Annotated in this window: 14 protein-coding genes; 7 read left to right on the top strand and 7 right to left on the bottom strand. The window is 64.8% G+C overall.

Annotated features, from left to right (window positions below; genetic code table 11):
- The first annotated feature begins 109 nt into the window (after positions 1-109).
- The 7 genes from BLS48_RS07980 to BLS48_RS07950 are packed head-to-tail and all read left to right on the top strand — an operon-like array spanning position 110 to position 8,236.
- Positions 110-2,119, top strand: a complete 2,010-nt coding sequence (locus BLS48_RS07980; RefSeq protein ID WP_091576557.1) for a CocE/NonD family hydrolase — start codon at positions 110-112, stop codon at positions 2,117-2,119.
- A gap of 17 nt (positions 2,120-2,136) precedes the next feature.
- Complete coding sequence (locus BLS48_RS07975; RefSeq protein WP_091576555.1) at positions 2,137-3,087, top strand: ABC transporter permease; 951 nt, start codon at positions 2,137-2,139, stop codon at positions 3,085-3,087.
- Positions 3,071-3,958, top strand: coding sequence for an ABC transporter permease (locus BLS48_RS07970; protein ID WP_091576553.1), 888 nt, complete (start codon positions 3,071-3,073; stop codon positions 3,956-3,958). Before BLS48_RS07975 ends, BLS48_RS07970 begins: the two co-directional genes overlap by 17 nt.
- Positions 3,955-4,920, top strand: a complete 966-nt coding sequence (locus BLS48_RS07965; protein WP_091576552.1) for an ABC transporter ATP-binding protein — start codon at positions 3,955-3,957, stop codon at positions 4,918-4,920. Before BLS48_RS07970 ends, BLS48_RS07965 begins: the two co-directional genes overlap by 4 nt.
- Positions 4,917-5,945: an oligopeptide/dipeptide ABC transporter ATP-binding protein gene (locus tag BLS48_RS07960; protein WP_091576550.1), complete on the top strand. Its 1,029-nt coding sequence runs from the start codon at positions 4,917-4,919 to the stop codon at positions 5,943-5,945. The genes BLS48_RS07965 and BLS48_RS07960 overlap by 4 nt, the downstream gene beginning before the upstream one ends.
- A gap of 16 nt (positions 5,946-5,961) precedes the next feature.
- On the top strand, positions 5,962-7,509 hold the full coding sequence (locus BLS48_RS07955; protein ID WP_244529539.1) for an ABC transporter substrate-binding protein: 1,548 nt from the start codon (positions 5,962-5,964) through the stop codon (positions 7,507-7,509).
- Positions 7,510-7,555: 46 nt separating this feature from the next.
- The gene (locus tag BLS48_RS07950; protein ID WP_091576547.1) at positions 7,556-8,236 is read left to right on the top strand and encodes a TetR/AcrR family transcriptional regulator; all 681 of its coding nucleotides are present in this window, start codon (positions 7,556-7,558) and stop codon (positions 8,234-8,236) included.
- On the opposite strand, the gene BLS48_RS07945 is transcribed toward BLS48_RS07950, so the two are convergent.
- From BLS48_RS07945 to BLS48_RS07915, 7 genes are all read right to left on the bottom strand, one after another.
- On the bottom strand, positions 8,233-9,771 hold the full coding sequence (locus BLS48_RS07945) for a trimethylamine methyltransferase family protein (RefSeq protein WP_091576545.1): 1,539 nt from the start codon (positions 9,769-9,771) through the stop codon (positions 8,233-8,235). The genes BLS48_RS07950 and BLS48_RS07945 overlap by 4 nt on opposite strands.
- A 70-nt stretch (positions 9,772-9,841) precedes the next feature.
- Positions 9,842-11,944 carry an oxidoreductase gene (locus BLS48_RS07940; protein WP_091576898.1) on the bottom strand — a complete coding sequence of 701 codons (2,103 nt, stop codon included), beginning with the start codon at positions 11,942-11,944 and terminating at the stop codon, positions 9,842-9,844.
- Positions 11,945-12,124: 180 nt separating this feature from the next.
- On the bottom strand, positions 12,125-13,834 hold the full coding sequence (locus BLS48_RS07935; RefSeq protein ID WP_091576544.1) for a trimethylamine N-oxide permease: 1,710 nt from the start codon (positions 13,832-13,834) through the stop codon (positions 12,125-12,127).
- Between the two features lie 251 nt (positions 13,835-14,085).
- Positions 14,086-16,455, bottom strand: a complete 2,370-nt coding sequence (locus BLS48_RS07930) for a trimethylamine N-oxide demethylase (RefSeq protein WP_091576542.1) — start codon at positions 16,453-16,455, stop codon at positions 14,086-14,088.
- A 127-nt stretch (positions 16,456-16,582) separates the two neighbouring features.
- Positions 16,583-17,212: a sarcosine oxidase subunit gamma gene (locus BLS48_RS07925; RefSeq protein WP_091576896.1), complete on the bottom strand. Its 630-nt coding sequence runs from the start codon at positions 17,210-17,212 to the stop codon at positions 16,583-16,585.
- On the bottom strand, positions 17,205-20,186 hold the full coding sequence (locus BLS48_RS07920; RefSeq protein ID WP_091576541.1) for a sarcosine oxidase subunit alpha: 2,982 nt from the start codon (positions 20,184-20,186) through the stop codon (positions 17,205-17,207). Before BLS48_RS07920 ends, BLS48_RS07925 begins: the two co-directional genes overlap by 8 nt.
- Positions 20,186-20,461, bottom strand: coding sequence for a sarcosine oxidase subunit delta (locus BLS48_RS07915; RefSeq protein WP_091576539.1), 276 nt, complete (start codon positions 20,459-20,461; stop codon positions 20,186-20,188). Before BLS48_RS07915 ends, BLS48_RS07920 begins: the two co-directional genes overlap by 1 nt.
- Between the last annotated feature and the right edge of the window lie 12 nt (positions 20,462-20,473).

The raw sequence follows: 20,473 nt of genomic DNA, 5'->3' as shown, positions 1-20,473 counted from the left end.
CGGTGCTGGCTGTGAACGGTATTCGGCGCCAAAAAGCGCGAAGCGGGATTGCGCGTTAAATCGCCTTGTTGTACGAACGTTCAACAAGGCGATTTAACGGGTACCTGCCGTGGTACGAACCGAGTTCCCCTTTGCCGTCGAAACCGTTGATCCGCTCTGGATCACGTTGGCCGACGGCACCCGCATCGCCGCCACTTTGTGGCGTCCGCGCACCGACGCCAGGGTGCCTGTCGTCGTCGAAATGGTGCCCTATCGCCGCCGTGACGGCACCGTGGCGCGTGACATCGACATCCACCCTTGGCTCGCCGGGCACGGCATTGCCTGCGCCCGCATCGATATCAGGGGCTCGGGCGATTCCGATGGCGATCTGGCCGACGAGTACTTGCCCCGCGAGCAGCAAGACGCCTGCGAGATCATCGCCCATTTGGCCGCGCAGTCCTGGTGCAATGGCAATGTCGGCATGACCGGCATTTCCTGGGGTGGCTTCAACGCGCTGCAGGTTGCGGCGCGCCGGCCGTCGGCCTTGAAGGCCATCATCACCAACTGTGCCACCGACGACCGCTACGCCGACGACATCCACTATATGGGCGGGGCGCTGCTCACCGAGCAGGAGATGTGGTCGAACTTCATGCTGGTGAAGAAGGCGATGGCTCCCGATCCGCAGATCGTCGGCGACGCCTGGCGCGCAATGTGGGTCAGCCGTCTTCAGGCGACAAGCTCGCTGTCGGAAATCTGGCTCGCTCACCAGCGCCGCGACGACTACTGGCGGCAGGGCTCGATCTGCGAAGATCATGCGGCGATCGAATGCGCGGTCATGGCCGTCTGTGGCTGGGAAGACAGCTATTCCAACTTCGTGCCGCGCCTGCTCGAACATCTGCCCGGACCCAAGCTTGGCATCGTCGGTCCGTGGTCGCATGCCTATCCCTGTCGGGGTGCGCCGGGGCCGCTGATCGGCTATCTGCAGGAGGCGCTGCGCTGGTGGCGCCATTGGCTGTGCGGCGAAGACACCGGCATCATGGATGAGCCGCTGTACCGCGTCTGGGTCACCGGTGCGGAACGACCGCAGCCTTTTTACCTTCCCGATCATGCCGGTAGCTGGGCCGCCGAGGACCAATGGCCGTCGCCGCGCATCGAACGCCGTGTTCTGCACCTGAACGCGGCCGGACTGAGCAGAGAATCAGCGCCGGGTGCCACGCTTTCGGTGCGCTCGCCGGCCAGCGCCGGGCGCGACTGCGGCCGCTGGGGCGGCTATGGCGGCTCCTGCCCGGACATGGCCATCGACCAGCGCCGCGAGGACGGCCTGGCGCTGTGCTTCGATACTTTGCCGCTCGACGGCGACCTGACCCTGCTCGGCGCGCCGGAACTGGATCTGTTGGTTACCGTCGACCAACCACATGTCAACCTTGCCGCCCGCCTCTGCGACGTCTATCCCGACGGCACTTCGGCGCTGATGACCTACGGCGTGCTCAACCTCAGCCACCGCGACAGTCACGAGCATCCGACGCCCTGTGCGGTCGGAACGCCATTCCGCGTGCGGCTGAAGCTCAATGATTTCGCCCGTACCGTGCCGAAGGGCCATCGCATCCGGCTGGCGCTGGCCAACCAGCACTGGCCGATCCTGTGGCCGCAGCCGAAACTATCGACGCTGTCGGTTGCCTGCGGTGACAGCACGGTGATGCTTCCCGTGCGTCCGCCGTCGCCGCGCGATCGCGACGTCCGCTTCGAGCCTGCCGAAACTGCGCCGCCAGTGCCGACAACGGCCCTGGATGACGGTTTCGATCGCCGCATCGTCGCCGACGATGTCGGCAGCGGCATGCAGACCATCGCGTTGAGTTCCGACCATGGCCGCAGGCGCTACGACGATCGCGCCATCACCGTCTCCTCGGCCAACAGCGACACGATGAGCATTCGCGCCGACGATCCGCTGTCGGCCAGGCTCGTCACCGAATACCGCTGGGCGATTGCCAGCGGCGATGCCGACACCGAGGCCATGGCGGTGACCGAGCTGACATCGGATGAAACGCATTTCAACCTGAGTTGGCGGCTCGAGGCCCGAGAACGGGGCAGGCTCGTCCACAGCGCCTCGGCAACGCGACGCATCAGGCGCGATTTCGCCTAAGGAGGGAGGAGGAGACCATGCTTGCATATGCAGTGAAGCGCATCGGTCTCGGCCTCCTGATCCTCGTCCTCGTCATGGTCGCCATGTATGCGGCCGTCTTCCTGGTACCCGGCGATCCGGCAACCGTAGCGCTTGGTCCCCGCGCCACGCCGGAACTGAAGCGGCTGCTGATCGAGCGCATGGGTCTCGACCTGCCGGTCTGGTGGCAGATCGTCGAATTCTTCCGCAACGCCCTGACCGGCAATCTCGGCTACGACGTCTGGTCGAACCGGCCTGTCTCCACGCTCGTCATGGAGGCGCTGCCGAACACGCTGATCCTCGGACTGACCGCGCTGGCGGTCGCGCTTCTCATCGGCGTTCCGCTCGGCTGCCTGTCGGTGATGCGGCGCGGCACGCTTGCCGATGCCGTCATCGGCGTGCTTTCGGTTGGTGTCATCGCTGTGCCGTCCTTCGTCGTCGCTATCTATTCGCTGCTGCTCTTTGCCGTCACGCTGCGCTGGCTGCCGGCCATCGGCGCCGGCGAGACCGGTGACATTGTCAGCCAGGCCAAGGCGCTGGTCATGCCGGCGGCGGCGATCGCGCTCGGCTGGATTGGCTACATCGCCCGCATGGTGCGCGCCTCAATGATGGAGGTGATGGGCGAACCGCACATTCGGACCGCCCGCTCCTTCGGCCTGCCGGAGTGGAAGATCGTTTCCAAATACGCGTTGCGCATCGCCATCATCCCGACCATCTCGCTGGTCGCCGTCGGTCTCGGCAGCATCCTGTCCAGCGCCGTCTTCGTCGAGGCGGTGTTCGCCCGGCCCGGCATCGGCAAGCTGATCACCGACGCCGTCAACACCCGCAACTATCCGGTCGTCATGGGCACGGTGCTGATCATGACAGCCATCTACGTCTCCATCACCATAGCCGCCGATCTCCTGATCGCGCGTCTCGATCCGAGGGTGCGCGATGTCTTCCGTGGCTGACGCCTCGCTGTCCGTTCCGGGCCGACAACGGTTGCCGCTGCTGCGCGCGCTGCTGGCCGATCCGTTCACCGGCGTGGCGCTGGTCCTGGTCGCCGGCTTCCTCATCACCGCCATCTTCGCGCCATGGCTGGCACCCTATTCGCCGGTCAAGATCGATGTCCTGCACAAGCTGCAGCCGCCATCGGTCGAGCACTGGTTCGGTACCGATCATCTCGGTCGCGATCTCCTGTCACGCGTCATCTACGGCGCGCGTACGGCGCTCACCATCGCCATGGTGTCGGTGGCAATAGCCGGCGCCATCGGCCTGATGCTCGGGCTGATCGCCGGCTACGGGCCGCGCTGGCTCGACGCCATTCTGGTGCTTAGCTTCGACAGCCTGAATTCTCTGCCGATGATCATGTTCGCGCTCGCCATCATCACCGTGCTCGGCGCCGGCACCGGCACGCTGATCATCGTCATCGCCGCGACTTCGTTTCCAAGCTATGCCAGGCTGATCCGGGCGCAGACGCTGGCGCTGAAGAACAGCGACTATATCCTCGCGGAGCGCCTGCTCGACGCCAGCCCGGCGCGCATCATCTTCATCCACCTTCTGCCCAATGTCGTCGGCCCGCTGATCATTCTTTTGTCGATGGACATTCCGGTCGTCATCATGGTCGAGGCGGGCTTGAGCTTCCTCGGTCTTGGTGTCAGGCCGCCGACGCCATCCTGGGGCTCTATCCTCTACGACGGCTACACCAGCATCCGCTCGGCACCGTTCATGGTCATCTTCGGTGGGCTGCCGCTGGTGCTGGCAACGCTCGGCTTCACCTTCCTCGGCGAGGGCCTGCGCGACTATCTCGACCCGCGCCTGCAATTGCGGAGGCCGGGATGAGCGGTTCGCTTGCCGCCAGCGATCTCAGCGTCCGCTACGAGACGCCGCATGGGGCGGTGCACGCGTTGCGCCATGTCGACATCGAAGCGCATCCCGGCGAGGTGATCGGCATCGTCGGCGAGAGTGGCTGCGGCAAGTCCACGCTGGTCACCGCTTTGGCAAACCTGTTGCCGGCCAATGCCCGCATCGATGGGTCGATCAGCTACAACGGCGTCGACCTGGCAAAGCTCGACGCCCATCGCCAGCGCCTGCTGCGCGGCGACGAGATCGCGCTGGTCAGCCAGGATCCGATGACGGCCTTCAACCCGGTGCTGACCATCGGTGACCAGCTTGTCGACTTCCAGCACCACCGCAAGGATCTCGGTCGCGCGCAGAAGCGGTCCCGCATCGCCGCCATGCTTGGCCGAGTCGGCATCGCGGATGCGGAACGGCGGATGGACTGCTATCCGCATGAGCTCTCCGGCGGCATGCGCCAGCGCGTGGCCATCGCCGCCGCCTTGCTGACTGATCCCGGCCTGCTTATCGCCGACGAGCCGACGACCGCGCTCGATGTCACCATGGAGGCGCAGATCATCCATCTGATGCGCGAACTGAGGCGCGAATATAACGGCATCATCATCGTCGTCTCGCACCATCTCGGCGTCATCGCCGAGCTCTGCGACCGGGTTTATGTCATGTATGCCGGCGAGGTGGTCGAGGGCGGCGAGGTTGACGCGATCTTCCACGATGCAAGGCATCCCTACACGCAGGCACTGCTCGCCTGCGATCCGGCCCGCTTCCATGAAAAGCTGGAGAGGCTGCCGACCATCCCCGGCACGCCGCCTAACCTCACCCAGCCGCCATCCGGGTGCGTCTATGCACCACGCTGCGACCGTGCCTTTGCGCCATGCGGCAGCGTCGCGCCGCCGCTGGTGAAGCTCTCCGCCTCCCATGTCGCGCGCTGTCATGCGGTGACGCCATGAGCCCGCTGCTCGCTGTCGAGGACCTGTCGGTGACTTTCGTCCGCAACGGGTTGCTCAGCCGCCTGATCAACCCGTTTCCGTTGCCGAGCTTCAATGTCATCGACGGCGTGACGCTGTCGCTGATGCCCGGCGAGACCCTGGGTCTGGTCGGCGAGTCCGGTTCCGGCAAGACCACGCTTGCCCGCACCATTCTCGGGCTGGTGCGCGCGGCTGCTGGCCGTATCACCTTCGAGGGCAGGGACGTGCGGACGCCAGCCGATTTCCGCGCCATGCGCAGGCACTCGGCGATGATGTTCCAGGATCCGGTGGCGTCGCTCAGCCCACGCCTGCGTATCGGCACACTGCTGACCGAGCCGCAGATCATTCAGGGCGTGCCGATGCCGGATCGCCGCGCCGCCGCCAAGGCGCTGCTGGCGTTGGTCGGGCTGCCGGCCTCCTTCGTCGACCGCTTTCCGCATGAGCTGTCCGGCGGGCAGGCGCGCCGCGTCGGCGTCGCCCGGGCGCTGGCGATGAAACCGCATCTGCTGCTCGCCGACGAGCCGACCGCCGGCCTCGATGTCTCGGTGCAGGGCGACGTGCTCAACCTGATCGGCGAGTTGAAACGTGAACTCGGTTTCGCCGCCATGATCGTCACCCACAATCTGGCAATGATCCGCCATGTCAGCGACCGGCTGGCCATCATGTATCTCGGCCGGCTGGTCGAGACCGGACCGACGCGGGACGTGTTCTCCGCGCCCATGCATCCCTACACCGCGACGCTGATCCAATCCGAGCCGGTGCCCGACCCGCGCCGGCGCAGCCAAAATCCTGCCGTCACCGGCGAAATCCCGAGCGTTTTCCGCCGGCCTTCGGGCTGCGAATTCCATACGCGCTGCCCGATCGCGCGCGATCGTTGCAAGACCGAGGCACCGGCCTATCGACCGATGGGCGCCGACCGGATGGTGCGCTGCCATTTCCCGCTGGAGACCGGCGGGCAAGAACGGGAAGCCTTCTCACGCGCTTCCGCAAACCAAAGGGGAAACTGACATGACACGATGGAACATGGACAGACGTGCATTCCTGAAAGTGGCCGGCGCGCTCGGCGCCGGCCTGGCGATGAAGCCGGGTTTCGCCTGGTCGGCCGATGGCGACACGTTGCGCATCCGCATGGAAGGCGATTTGCAGACGCTTGACCCCGCCTTCATGATCGGCGGCATCGAGGACGTCATCATGCGCGGCATCTATGTGTCGCTGAACCGTCTCGGTGATCTCCGGGAAGGTTCGCCATGGTCGCTGTGGGGGGCGCAGACGCTTGAGCTGAAGGATCCGAAGACGATTGCCTTCACGCTGATCGACGGGTTGAAATGGTCGAAGGGCTTTGGTCCCGTTACCGCCGAGGACGTGAAATTCTCCTACGAGCGCATCGCCGATCCGAAGCTATCGTCGCCCTGGGCCTATCAGTTCGAAAAGCTTGACCGCGTCGAAGTCGTCGATGCCAGATCCGGCATCATCCATCTCAAGGACCCTTACCAGCCGATCTTCGTCACCAGCCTGCCCTACTATGGTGGTCACATCATCAGCCGCGCCGGCACCGAAAAGGCCGGTGGAAAGTTCACCACCGAGCCACCGGCAACCTGCGGCCCCTATCTCTTCTCCGACTGGCAGCAAAAGCAGAAGGTGACGCTCACCGCCAATCCTGACTGGCCGGGTCCGAAGCCGGATTTCAGCAAGGTCGAAATCTACATCGTCGCTGACGATCAGGCGGCGCAGCTTGCCTATGAAGCCGATGCATTCGACTACACAAAGATCGCCATTTCGGCGACCAAGGCGGTCAAGGCCAGCCCACCGGCCAACACCAAGGTGATCGAGGCGCAGTCGACCCGTTATGTCTGGCTGACCATCAACATGCTGAGCCCACGCCTCAAGGACCTCAAGGTGCGGCAGGCCGTGCAATACGGTGTCGATGTCGGGCAGATACTCACCGGCGTCTATGACGATCTCACCAAGCGCTCCACCGGCGTCGTGCAGCCTGGCACCAAATTCGCGCGCGCCAGCAACCTGATCGCGGCACCGGACTATGAAAAGTCCGCCGCACTGCTGACCGAAGCCGGTGTCAGCGGTCTGTCGCTGACCCTGACGGTGATGAACGATTCCATCCGCACGGCGACGGCGCAGATCATCCAGGCCAGTCTCGAACAAGCCGGCATCAAGGTCGAGATCCAGCCTTACGACGAAGCCGCATTCTGGGGCGTCGGCGACAAGACGCAAGGCGACGGCTACAAGAACATCGATCTGGCACTGATGGACTTCGCCGGTGGCGTCGACCCGTCCGAAAACCTGGTCTGGTTCCGCCCCGACCAGATCGGCGCCTACAATTGGTCCGGCTTCGACAGTGCTGAATTCGAGATCAGCTATCAGCAATTGGTGGCGGAAAGCGATCCGGCCAAGCGCATCGCGCTGTCCAACCGGATGGAGGATCTGATGGAGCAGTCCGGCGGGTTCGTCTTCATCTGCCACCAGCCGCTCGTCGTCATCCACAAGACGGGCTTCGAGCCGGTCATCTATCCCGACGGCCACCCCAATCCGGTGCTGTTCAAGAAGCGGGTGTGAACGGCGGCAAGTGGACAGCTTGGCCGCAATCGATTAGCTGGAGTCCATGACGGAAGCCCAACCAGCAACTGCCAGAAAGAAGCGCGGTGCCAAGAAGTCGCCGCCGCGCTTCAGCCGCGAACAGGCTGATGTGCGCCGCTCCATGCTGATCGAGGCGGCGACGCGATGCCTGTCGGTCGGCGGCATCGGCGCCTTCACCATCGATCGCATCTGCAAGGAGGCTGGTGTCTCGCGTGGCCTTATCAACCATCATTTCGAAAGCCTCGACGGGCTGCTGGTCGAGGTCTACAAATCCTCGCTCTATGCCAGCGTCAACAACCAGATCGCCGAAGCCAAGCGACGCCGCGCCGAGACTTCGGACTGGTCGCCGCAGGCAGCGCTCGCCGCCCTGGTGCACTCCAATTTCTCGCCCGATTATTTCAGCCGCGACAACCTGCTGATCTGGCTGTCGCTGTGGGGCGAAATTGCCGTCAACCCGCGTCTCAAGGCGGCGCATCGCGAACTCTACGACGCCTATCGGGCGGAACTCGCCGAGGACATCGCGGCGGTCGCAAAGCCGCGCGGCAGGGATGTCGATGCGCCGGCACTGGCGCGCAATTTCATCGCCCTGGTAGACGGGCTCTGGCTCGAATGGTGTCTCGACGAAAGCGTGGTGACGCCACAGGCCGCCGAAGCCGCCGGCTTTGAAATGCTGGAGGCACAGGTCGGGCCTTTGCGGGGCGCTTAGTTGAGCGGTGAGCCGCCCTCGCGCTTGCGGCGCTCCATATAGTCGCGCAAAGCTTCGTCGATGCCGGGATCGATCGGCGGCTGTTCGTATTCGGCGACCATGCGCTTCCACACGACGTTGGCCCGCTCGCGCGCCGTGACCTGGCCGCGCTCCATCCATGTGTCGTAATTGTCCCAGTTGGACACCAGCGGCGAATAGAAGGCGCGCTCGTAGCGCTGCATCGTGTGCGCCGCGCCGAAGAAGTGTCCCGCCGGACCGACCTCGCGCACGGCTTCCAGTGCCAGCGTATCGATGTCGACCACCGGCGGTTCGAAATAGGCGCACATCATCTGCAGCATCTCGGCGTCGATGACCAGTTTCTCGAACGACGCCGTCAGCCCGCCGCCGAGCCAGCCGGCGGCGTGCAGCACCAGATTGGCGCCGCCCATCAGGCACCCCCACAGCGACATCGCGCTCTCATAGGCGGCCTGCGCGTCGACCGAATTAGCGGCGGTGACATTGCTCGAGCGGAACGGCACGCCGATCAGCCGGCACAGCTGGCCGGTGATCTGCGCGGCTTGCGTGTATTCGGGCGTGCCGAAGGCCGGTGCGCCGGTCTTCATGTCGACATTGGAGGTGAAGCCGCCATACATCACCGGCACGCCGGGTCGCACGATCTGGGTGAGCACAATGCCGGCCAGCGCCTCGGCATGCTGCTGTGACAGCGCCCCGGCCAGCGTCACAGGGCTCATCGCGCCGGCGAGCGTGAACGGCGTGATGACATTGACCTGGCCATGCTCGGCCAGTGCAATCAGCCCTTCGGCCATCGGCTCGTCGAGCTGCAGCGGCGAATTGGTGTTGATGATGCCGGTGAAGACCGGCATCTCCCGCGCGAGGTTCTCGCGCGTCGTGCCGAGCGAGATCGCCACCATTTCCAGCGCGTCGATGGCGCGTCCGTGGCCGAGCGTCTGCGGCTGCCAGTTCTTGTCGAGCAAAGTGATCTCGGCATAGTAGAGGTCGAGATGGCGCGTGTTCTGGTGCAGGTCGAGTGGCTCGAACGGCCCGCCGCCCTCTTGGTGCAACACGTTGAACGACTGGATGAGTTTCAAGTAGTCGCACATCTCGGCATAGGTGCCGGGGCGGCGCCCGCGATCATTGTCCATGACATAGGCTGGTCCGCCCACCGACGACAGGATGCAGTGCCGTCCGCCGACCTTGACGTTCTTCTGCGGATTGCGAGCGCGCAGTTCGAAGGATGACGGCGCCATGGCGACGCGCTCCATGACCATGGCGCGGTCGAAGCGCACCCGCATCTCGCCTTCGTCGACATCGCAGCCGGCCGCGCGATAGAACTGGCGCGCCTGCGGCTGCAGCACCCGCATGCCAATCTCTTCGAGAATGGTGAGGCCCATTTCGTGGATCGTCTGCACCTGGTCGGTCGACAGGATTTCGATCGGCGCATAGGGTCGCGTCAGCTGTTTCCATGGCCGCTGTTCGATGCCGCCGATCTCGCGCTGCGGGCGGCCGGGTCTGCGACGTGCCGTGATGCGCTCCATGGCTCTCTAGAACTCCTTGTTTGACGCAATTCCGAACGGAAACCCGCTTCGCACTTTTCCTGGCACTGCTCTATTCGGCGGCTGTGCGCATGTTGAAATCCGCCACCGCGTCGACGATCGGCGTGTCGCGACGGTAGGGCGGCCAACGGATTTTTGTTCCGATCTCCCGAGCGAGCTTGTGGCCGCTGTGCACCGCGTGCGCGATGGCGCCCGGGGCCAGCGCGTCGCCAATACGGTCGACACTGCGGATGCCGGCCGCCGCAAGCTCGTCCGCCCGTTCGGTCAGCGCCTCGAAGAGCTCGCCGCGCGGCAATCTCAGCCCGACGATCACCACCGAGCGGCAGGCGACGCGGGTTTCCTCACCGGTGAACAGATGCGCCAGTGTCGCCGTCTCACCGTCAAAGGACTTTAGGAGATGCAGCGTGGTCACCGGCACCTTGCGCCGCGCCAGCGCGCGATGCACCAACGGCAACTCGTTGGTCATGATCGTCCATGCGGACGCCTGGCCAGCTGGGGTCACGTAGCTGACCGGGATGCCCTGCGCGGCCAGATGTTCAGTGAGAACGCCGCCCATGTAATAGTTGTCGAAATCGAAAACCAAGGCGGGCCCCTGAGGGAGCCGGCCGCCGGCAATGTCGTCCGGGGTCAGCACATCGGGACGGTCGAGCCGGCCGACCGGAATCTCCAGCGAGGAGTAGAGCATATCGGTCCAGCGCGCGCCGGTCGCCAGCACCACGCGATCCGGTGCCAGGGCGATGATCTCTTCCGCGCCCAAGGGACTCTCGGGATAGAGCGAGACGTTGCTTATCTCGTCGAGGCGCCCGAGCCGGTAGTCGACGACGCGGTTCCAGGCCGAGAGGCCGGGCAGCGTCTTCTCGAAGGTCAGCCGCCCACCGAAGGACCGGCTGCCGTCGGCTAGCATCACCTCATGGCCGCGACGGCCGAGCGTGAGCGCGCATTCGAGCCCGGCCGGTCCGCCGCCGACAATCAGGATCCGCTCGGGCGCGTCGGTGCGCTCGACGCGTTCGGGGTGCCAGCCGCGCCGCCATTCTTCGCCGGCGGTCGGGTTCTGGGTGCAGCGCACCGGCACACCGTCATGCCAGCTCGAAATGCAGATGTTGCAGCCGATGCATTCGCGGATTTCAGCCTCGCGGCCCTCACGGATCTTGGCCGGCAGGAAGGGGTCGGCGATCGAGGGGCGCGCGCCGCCGATGAAGTCCAGCACGCCGCGCCTGATCTGCGAGACCATGGTGTCGGGCGAGGTGAAGCGGCCGACGCCGACCACCGGCTTCTTCGTCAGCGACTTGACGAAATCGATCACCGGCTCGTGGCTGCCTTCCCCAGTGAAGCGCGACGCCGAACAGTCGGTCGGACTGGAATCCATCTTCACGTCGAACAGGTCGGGCAGGTCGGCGAGCAGCTCGACCAGCTCGTGCGCCTCGGAGGGCTGGTTGCGGCCGGGCCTACCGCGCAATTCCTCGAGGCTTACCCGCAAGGCGACGCCGCAATCCTTGCCGACAGCGTCCTTGGTGACCTCGATCATCTCGCGCACGAAGCGCACCCGGTTCTCGATCGGTCCGCCATATTGGTCGGTGCGGTGATTGTATTCCGGCAGCAGGAATTCGTAGCCGAGATAGCCCATGCCGGCATAGACGTAGACGATGTCGAAGCCGGCCGTGCGCGCCTTGCGCGCCGCCTCGGCCTGGCATCGCAGCACTTCCTTGATATCGGCCTTGTCCATCGTCTTCGGCCGCAAATTGCCCATGAAGCCGACATGCGTGGCCATCCACGGAATTCCCGACGGTGACAGCGGCGGCAGGCGGCTTGTCCTGTTCATGACCGATGCGCCGCCGTGCCACAGTTCCACGCCCGCAAGCGCGCCATGGCGGTGTACCGCCTCCGTCATCAGCGCATGCGCGCGGATATCGTTGTCGTCCCACATCGTGGCGAAAGGCAGCGGTGCGTCGTCGGAACTCGGGTCGATCGAACAGGCCCCGGTGCAGATCACGCCCCATCCGCCCTCGGCCTTCGCTTCTCGGAACGCGGCGCGCACCCGCGGCAGAGCGTTGGTCATGCCGCTCGCATGCGGCACTTGATAGAAGCGGTTTGGCGCGGTGACGGGCCCGATCCGCATCGGCTCGAACAGGATTTCATAGCGGGGATTGCACGGCATCGAGGCTTCTCGAATATGCTTGTTGAACGATCGTACAACAAGCATATTCGCACGCCGGGCGCCGCGCAATGGGCAGGGAGGCAAACAACAAAAAATCCGTCCCGGCTTTCGCTGGGATGGATTGTGATCACAGGGAGGATGCGGACCGGGCGCTGATCGGCGCCCGGTCAAAGGACCTGGTCAGATGACGAAAAACCAGTTGGCGAGCAGCATCACCACGACACCGGCGACCAGCGTCAGATAGGGCAGCATTCCCGCCTTTTTGACCGAGAGGTCGGCACCCGTCATGCCGAGGTCCGCCATCATATGGTCGGGGAACTTGCCGCCATCCTGGATGTAGTGCCGGTAGCAGAACACCGGGATGATCAGGGCAGCCGTGATCAGCCCGGCCCACAGCGCCATCGGGTTCCACACCTTGGCACCGGCGCCCATGAAGATCGCATTGACGTAAGCGAAGATCGCGCCGACGCCAAGCAGCCAGCTCGGTGCCTTCCACGGCCGCGCGATATGGCCGTTGTCGATGCGATGGATCCAGCCGGCGTTGAGGTTGAGGAAGTTGAAGATGATGTAGCCGCAGTTCGACACCGCGAGGATGAAGAAGAAGCTCGTCGCATCGGCCGAGGCGATGGCCAGCACGATCAGGTTGAAGACGAGATCGGTCCACATGGCACGGGTCGGTGCGCCATGTTCGTTGACATGGCTGAGATAGCGCGGCAGCCAGCCGTCGACGGAGCCCTGGTAGAGCGTGCGCGAGGAACCCGCCATGGCGGTCATGATGCACAGCACCAGCGCCAGGATCATCAGCATCACCAGCAGGCTGTGGATTAGCGCTCCGCCACCGACCATGCCGGCCAGCGCGTCGGCAACGCCGGAGCCATCGACGATCGGTGTCGCCAGCATGCCGTTCAGCCCCAGCACACCCTGGAAGGTGAAGGGCACCAGGATGAACAGCAGCATGCACAGCAGGCCGGAATAGAAGATGGCCTTGAACGTGTCGGTGCCCGGGTTCTTGAACTCCGAAGTGTAGCAGACGGCGGTCTCGAAGCCGTAGGTCGACCATGCGGCGATGAACATGCCGCCAAGCACGAGGGTCCAGCCGGCGATGCTCCAGGCGCCGGGCTCGGGCGCATAGGCGGCTGCCAGCGGCACCAGCGGCGAAAAATTCGCCCAGTTGATCTGGCCGGTGACGATCGGCACGACGCCGACGATCAGCATCGGGATGATGACCAGCAGGCCGATATATTTCTGCACGTTGGCCGTGCCCAGGATGCCGCGATGCTGGATCGAGAAGATGATCAGCATCAGCACCGCGCCGATGAAGAAGGTCGCGTTGAGCGTGAAGGAAACCGGACCCAGCGTGTGGCTGTACAGCGTCCAGTTGCGGATTGCCGGCGTGGCGGCCGCGGTCACCGCCGTGACGGCGTCGGCGGCACTCGTTCCGGCATGCGCCGCGATATAGGCGACGACATCCGGCGAGGCATCGGTGAACAGCGGCACCGGCGCCAGCGCGTTGAGGATATAGGCGGCGGCGATCGAGCAGCCGAGCGACAGCACCGGTGACCAGGCGAACCAGTTGCACCACACCGATAGCGGCGCGATGAACTTCGAATAACGCAGCCAGGCGGTGGCGCCGTAGATCGAGGCGCCGCCGGATTTGTTCGGGAACAGGCCGGCGATTTCGGCATAGGTGAAGGATTGCAGGAAGCCCATGATCATGGACGCCGTCCAGATCAGGAAGGCCAATGTTCCGGTCGTACCGGCAATGCCGCCGATCGAGAACAGGACCAGCGCGGGAACGCCGCTTGCCACCCAGAAAGCGCCGCGCCAGTCGATATGCCTTAGCAGCTTGCTTTCGGCAGGCTGCTCCAGGGCCGTGCTTATCGTGCTCATATGTGTGAATTCCCCTTTTTTATGTTCCCCGCCGGCGATGCCTCGACTTCGCGAAGCTTGTTCCCCGGCATGTTATTGCACGACTGCCGTGTTTCCACTCAGTCGCATTTTTTTCTTAAGAGTGAAGATTGATCCGGCGCGCTTTCACGTCAAGCGTTTTGTGAAACCATGCACATCACGCTTGCGAGCGCGCGGGCTCACGCGCCCGGCGACGTCGCCGACCGGCGGGTCTGTACGTCGCGAAGCGGTCGTCAGGAGCGCGGTCTGGTCTTTTGCGGGTCGTAGTGCGCGAAGGCGACAACGCGCGCCGGTAGCCGCTTGGCATGGCCGTCGAGCTTGCCGATCTCGACCTCTGTGCCAACAGCGGTATGGGTGACATCGAGCCTCGCCAGCGCGATGTTCTTGTTCAACAGGGGAGAGCGCATGCTGGAGGTGACCACGCCAATCTGCGCGCGGCCGACATGGACGCAATCGCCATGGCCCACAGTGACATTGGCGTCTATGTCGAGGCCGACCAGCTTTGCTTGCGGGTTCTCCTTGCGCCGGATCAGCGCCTCGCGGCCGATGAAGTCATCGGTCTTGGTCTTCAGCGGCACCGTGAAGCCGATGCCGGCCTCGAAAGGATCGGTCTGGTCGGAGAACTCGTAGCCGGCGAAGATCAGCCCGGCCTCGATGCGCACCATGTCGAGCGCCTGCAGCCCCATTGGTTTCAGCCCATGCGGCTGGCCAGCCTCCCACATCGCGTCGAACACCTTCTCGGCGTCACGCGGATGGCACCAGATCTCATAGCCGAGCTCGCCGGTATAGCCGGTGCGCGAGACGACGACCGGAATGCCGTTGCCGCCGCCGATGCGCGCGACGGCGAAGCGAAACCACTCGAGTTCGTCGATCGATGGCTGCAGCGGCGAGGTCCAGATCACCTGCCTGAGAATGTCGCGGCTCTTCGGCCCTTGAACGGCGACATTGTGCATCTGGTCGGTCGATGAACGCACAAGCACGTTGAGGCCGAGCTTCGCCGCCGTTTCCCGCAACCATTCGCCGGACAGATCGTCGCCGCCGACCCAGCGGAAATTGTCCTTGCCGAGGCGCAGCAGCGTGCCGTCGTCGATCATGCCGCCGTGTTCATAGCACATCGCCGAATAGACGACCTGGCCGACGCCGAGCTTCTTGACGTCGCGGGTCAGCGTGTATTGCAGCAAGGCTTCGGAATCCGGGCCGGTGACCTCGAACTTGCGCAGCGGTGACAGGTCCATGATCACGGCGTCCCGCCGGCAGGCCCAGTATTCGTCGATCGGACCTTGCTTGGCGAAGGAATTGGCCAGCCAGTAGCCCCGGTACTCGACGAAGTTGCGGGTGTGCTTGGCAAAGCTCGAATGAAATGATGTCTCGCGGGTCATTTTGGGTTCCGAATCGGGCGTCATGCGTCTGGCGATCGCTCGCGAGAATTTGTTCTGGCCGGAATAGGTCCGCACATGGATGTCGGTCAGGTTCCAGCCATTGGCCGGCGTCGTGTCGTCGGGGCAGGCGGATGAAACGCAGACGATGTCGGTGAGCGCGCGCAGCAGCACATAGTCGCCCGGCCTGGACCACGGCTCGTCGGACACCATGACGCCATGCGCGTCGATCGCCGTGTTGAAGAAGAAGTTGATCGCCATCCAGCCGGCGCGTGGCGTGACGCCCTTGTCCGACAACGCGTGATTAAAGTTCTCCGAGCAGTTGGTGTGACCGGGATAGCCGATGTCGTCGTAATATTTGGCCGCGCAAGCGAGCGCGAAGGCGTCATGTCGGCCACACGTGTCCTGCACCACCTCGACCAGCGGCTCCATGTCCTGGTCGTAGTATTTCGAATGCAGGCCTGGCATCGGATAGTTCGATCCCATCAGCGTGCGGGTCGTCGTTACGTCGAGCGGATGGTCGAGGCCTTTGTCCAGCTTGCGCGCCGAAAAGCACTGGAAGTCGGTGCACTGGCGCCCGTCGACATCGATGATCTGCAGATAGTCGCCAGCCTTGACGAAATAGGATTCCGCAGTCGCCGAATGGACGCGCAAATCGAGCACCGGATCGGCGAGCGGGTCGGCCAGCTGCGATTTCGCCGCCGGACGGATGGGGGCCCGCCGGACGATAACGGTAAGTGGCGTCGCCGTGTCGTGGCCATCGACCAGCATAGGCCCGCCGGGGGCGGCGATGACCATCGAGCCGTCGCGCAGGGCAGTGAAACCCTGCTCGGTGCCGGCGGGTGTGGCGGCGCCAAACACCCGCAGCGCCCTGGCTTGGTCGATCTGCACCTGACGGCGCGCGAGCCCGCGCCGAAGTGCAGCGAGACTGTCATCGCCCTCGGCGAGCAGCGCCTTGATGCCGGCGGCATTGCTGTTCGATGTCTCGCCAAAAATGCCGGTATCGGTCGCGCCGGTCTTGTCCCAGGCCAGCAGTTCGCAGGCCTGGCCACCCTCGACATTGCGCACGGTGATTGTGTCGCCGGCTTCGACCTCGATGAGCACCGCGCCGTTGCCCTGGATCGTATAGCGCTCCATGCCCGGCGGCAGCGCGATCTGGCCGGGCCTCAGGATAAGGCTGGGCTTGGGCGGTCCGGCTGCGATTGCAGGGTAGGGCGACTGGCTCATCTCAGCCTTGCGGTTCGAGAAACAAGTTTGCCTGTATGTGAAATTATTTTAGCAGCAAGAATAGGCAGCAAGGCCGGGTTTGGCAAGGCGGAGGCGGCGGACCACCCATCGCCAGCAGGGTTGAAAACTAGGCCAGTTCCTCGGAGTGGCTGATGTCGACGCCGTATTCGGCAGCGGCATCAAGCATCGTGTGCCACAGGCTTTCGGCGAAGGTCGCAAACACCAGAAGGTTGAACAGCGCCTGCCCATCCGGCCGGTTGCCGCCGCGCCAGAGCGTGACGCTGGTGTGATCCATCGACGTGGCGGCTGCGGAGCCAATGGGGAATACTTCCGGGTGCAGGTCGATCGACGACAGCTTGGCCAGCATGATGCGCGCCTTCGATCCGGAAATGCCGATCAGAGCACGGGCATGCGACTGGTCCGACAGCGAGGCGGGGCTGGACAAGGCCGGAGCCAGCGTTTGCATTGTGTGCTTGCTGCCCTTCGACAGCACGAAAAACTGATCCGGCCCCGACCAGATAAGCGTGGCGTCCGAGGTTTGCACCGCCTTGGGCGCATCCGGAGCCGCCACGCCGAAACGGGCCATTGCCGCCTTTGCCAGTTCAGCCGCCTGGCCGCGCCGCGCCATCACCTGGATCAGGTCGAAATTGCGGATCTCGGTCAGCGAGACGCCGGCCTCGACACCGCGTGCACCATGCGTGCCGGTGACAAGCGCATGCTCGAGCGGACTGCGGGAAACCCAGGAAAAATCAGCCACGCTGGCGCCCTCCATCCGGATCGTAGAAGACGGGATTGCACAGTTCGACGTCATAGTCTTCGCCGCGCAGCGGGTCATGCGCATGGACGACTTCACCGATGCGCTCGCGCCCGCGCTCGACGAGGCCGAGCCCGATCCACTGGTCGAGTGTCGGCGAGAAACACACCGAGGTGACGTAGCCCTGGTCGTTGCCCGGGCCAGGTATCTGCCCTTTCGGGATGATATGCGCGCCCGAACGCAGACGGCGTGCCTTATCCGTGGGCTTGATGCCGACGACGACCTGACGATCCGGCGCGACCAGTGCTTCGCGCCCGGCCATGACGCGGCCGATATAGTCCTTCTTGGTCGACATCATCTTGCCCAGCCCCAGATCGGCCGCCGTTGTCGTTCCGTTCAGCTCTGGTCCGGCGACGTGACCCTTTTCGACCCGCATGACGCCAAGCGCCTCGGTGCCGTAAGGCGTCACGCCGAATGGCGCGCCCGCCAGCATCAGGTTGCGTGCCATGGCATCGCCAAAACGTGCCGGCACGGAAATCTCGAACGCCATCTCACCTGAGAACGAGATGCGGAACAGCCGCGCCTTGATGCCACCGCGCAACGCCACTTCGCGGGCGCCCATGAACGGAAAACCCTCGTTCGACAGGTCCTCGGCCGGATCGACGATTTCTTTCAGCAGGTCCCGGGTCTTCGGTCCGGCGATCGAGAATTGCGCCCACTGGTCGGATACCGAGGTCAATTGCACGTCGAGTTCCGGAAACAGCACCTGCCGGCAGAACTCGAGATGCTGCATCACCAGTCCAGCCTTGGCCGTGGTCGTGGTCAGGAAATAATGGTCCTCGGCCAGCCGCGACGTCGTGCCGTCGTCATAGACGATGCCGTCCTCGCGCAGCATCAGCCCGTAGCGCGCCTTTCCAACAGCAAGGTTGGAGAAGGTGTTGATGTAGACGCGATCAAGGAAGGCGCCGGCATCCCGGCCGTGCACGTCGATCTTGCCGAGCGTCGAGACATCGCAGAAACCGACGCCGCCGCGCACCGCCTTGACCTCGCGGGTCACCGATTCCAGCCAGTCCTTCTCGCCGGCGCGCGGATACCATTGCGCGCGCTTCCACAGGCCGGTGTCGACGAAGACAGCGCCTTGTTCGGCTGCCCAGTGATGCGACGGCGTCAGCCGCGTCGCATGGAAAGTCTCGTCGCGATGGTGGCCGGCGAAGGCGCCGATGGCGACCGGCACATAGGGCGGCCGGTAGATCGTCGTGCCGGTCTCGGGAATTGACCGGCCGCTCACCGCCGCCATGATGGCAAGGCCGGCGACGTTCGAGGTCTTGCCCTGGTCGGTGGCCATGCCGAGCGTCGTATAGCGCTTCAGGTGCTCGACCGATTCAAAGCCTTCGCGTTGCGCCAGTTCGATGTCGGACGCCGTCACATCGTGTTGGTAGTCGACAAAGGCCTTGCCCTTGCCGGCGACATGCCAGAGCGGGGTGAGCGAGAACGCCTCGTCGTCGGCGACCGGCGCGGTACCCGCCTTGCCGTTGTGCCCAGCGTCATGCGCTGCCGCAGCACCCGCGGCAAACCCCTGGCTGAGGCACGCGCCCAGTCCGAAATCGCCGTTGGCCGCGCCGGCGGCCACCATGCCGGGAGGCGCGCCATCCGGCACGAAGGCGGCGATGTCGTCGCGCCATTTCGGCCGGCCGCGATGATAGGAGGTCAGCCCGACTGCAGGGTTCCAGCCGCCGGAGACGGCAAGACCGTCGGCCTCGACTTCGGCGCGCGCACCGCCGGTCAGCGAGACGGCAATTTTCCTGACGCCATCCTTGCCGCCTTCGACGCCGCTGACGGAGCCGTGCAGCACCGGGAAGCCGCCCTTGGAGGCCAGCGAGCGATACGCAGCCGATACATCAGGCCGCGCGTCGATCACCGCCGCGATCTGCAGTCCAGCACCGAGCGCAGCCTCGACCGTGCGCCAGCCATCCTCATTGTTGGTGAACAGCGCGATGCGTTTTGCAGGTGCGGCGGCGTATCGCGCGATATAGGTCCGCATCGCCGAAGCCATCATCACGCCAGGCGTGTCGTTGCCGGCAAAGACGATCGGCCGCTCAAGGGCGCCGGCGGCGACTACGCAGCGCCTGGCCACGATCCGCCACAGCCGCTGGCGCACCTGGTGCTCGGGCGGCGAGGGCAGGTGGTCGTTGACCCGTTCGATCGCGCCATAGGTGCCGCCATCATAGACGCCGAACAGCGTCGTGCGGGTCATGATGCGGACGTCGGGCATCGCCGCGAGTTCTGCCAGCGTTCGCGACAGCCACTCGGCCACCGGCAGCCCATCGATCGTGCCGCCATCCGACAGCAGGCGGCCGCCGAGCGTGAAATCCTCTTCGCACAGGATGACGCGGGCGCCGCTGCGACCGGCGGCGAGTGCTGCCGCCAGACCGGCCGGGCCGGAACCGGCGATCAGCACATCGCAATGCGCCCAGGCCTTGTCATAGTGGTCGGGATCGGCAACGCCGGCGGCGCGGCCAAGGCCGGCGGCGCGGCGGATCGCTGGCTCGTAGATCGCTTCCCAGAATTTGGCCGGCCACATGAAGGTCTTGTAGTAGAAGCCGGCGACGAAGATCGGCGCGAACAGCTGGTTGACCGACATCACGTCGTGGCGCAGCGACGGCCAGCGGTTCTGGCTGGCGGCCTCGAGCCCCTCATAGAGCTCGGCGGTCGTTGCCTTGGTGTTCGGCTCGCGTCGGGCGCCCGTGCGCAATTCGACCAGCGCGTTGGGCTCTTCCGAGCCTGATGTCAGGATGCCGCGCGGGCGATGGTATTTGAACGAACGGCCCACCAGCTTGACGCCATTGGCGATCAGTGCGGAGGCGAGCGTGTCGCCCTGGAAGCCCGAGAAAGTCTTGCCGTCGAAGCGGAAGTTAAGCGACGCCGAGCGGTCGATAAGACCACCCTTGTCCAGCCGGTGTGTCTGCGCGCCGGCCATCACGCGCCAACCCTGGCGGCACCGGCGCCAAGGGCCGGCTCAACCGAAGAAATCTCATGCGTCAGCGTGTTGCGGGCGACCTTAAGCCACGCCCGGCAGCCGCCGCCGTGGTACCAGTATTCGCTGGTCGCGCCGGCGACATTGTCGCGCAGATAGACATAGTCGAACACCTCGTCTTCCGAGGCGCCGGCCACTGGCCGCACCGGCTTGGCGTCGCCGAGATAGGTGAACTCGCCGAGTTCGCGTTCGCCGCAGAAGGGACAGACAATACGCATGATTTCTTGACC

This window comes from Mesorhizobium qingshengii, from assembly GCF_900103325.1.
Classification (GTDB): domain Bacteria; phylum Pseudomonadota; class Alphaproteobacteria; order Rhizobiales; family Rhizobiaceae; genus Mesorhizobium; species Mesorhizobium qingshengii.
The sequence above is the reverse complement of the archived record's forward strand: the minus strand, read 5'-3'. Positions and strand labels throughout refer to the sequence as shown.

Excerpts from the sequence above, each read along its gene's own strand:
- BLS48_RS07975 (WP_091576555.1), top strand. The coding sequence starts at position 2,137 with ATGCTTGCATATGCAGTGAAGCGCATCGGTCTCGGCCTCCTGATCCTC.
- BLS48_RS07970 (WP_091576553.1), top strand. The coding sequence starts at position 3,071 with ATGTCTTCCGTGGCTGACGCCTCGCTGTCCGTTCCGGGCCGACAACGG.
- BLS48_RS07965 (WP_091576552.1), top strand. The coding sequence starts at position 3,955 with ATGAGCGGTTCGCTTGCCGCCAGCGATCTCAGCGTCCGCTACGAGACG.
- BLS48_RS07960 (WP_091576550.1), top strand. The coding sequence starts at position 4,917 with ATGAGCCCGCTGCTCGCTGTCGAGGACCTGTCGGTGACTTTCGTCCGC.
- BLS48_RS07955 (WP_244529539.1), top strand. The coding sequence starts at position 5,962 with ATGGACAGACGTGCATTCCTGAAAGTGGCCGGCGCGCTCGGCGCCGGC.
- BLS48_RS07950 (WP_091576547.1), top strand. The coding sequence starts at position 7,556 with ATGACGGAAGCCCAACCAGCAACTGCCAGAAAGAAGCGCGGTGCCAAG.
- BLS48_RS07945 (WP_091576545.1), bottom strand. The coding sequence starts at position 9,771 with ATGGAGCGCATCACGGCACGTCGCAGACCCGGCCGCCCGCAGCGCGAG.
- BLS48_RS07940 (WP_091576898.1), bottom strand. The coding sequence starts at position 11,944 with ATGCCGTGCAATCCCCGCTATGAAATCCTGTTCGAGCCGATGCGGATC.
- BLS48_RS07935 (WP_091576544.1), bottom strand. The coding sequence starts at position 13,834 with ATGAGCACGATAAGCACGGCCCTGGAGCAGCCTGCCGAAAGCAAGCTG.
- BLS48_RS07930 (WP_091576542.1), bottom strand. The coding sequence starts at position 16,455 with ATGAGCCAGTCGCCCTACCCTGCAATCGCAGCCGGACCGCCCAAGCCC.
- BLS48_RS07920 (WP_091576541.1), bottom strand. The coding sequence starts at position 20,186 with ATGGCCGGCGCGCAGACACACCGGCTGGACAAGGGTGGTCTTATCGAC.
- BLS48_RS07915 (WP_091576539.1), bottom strand. The coding sequence starts at position 20,461 with ATGCGTATTGTCTGTCCCTTCTGCGGCGAACGCGAACTCGGCGAGTTC.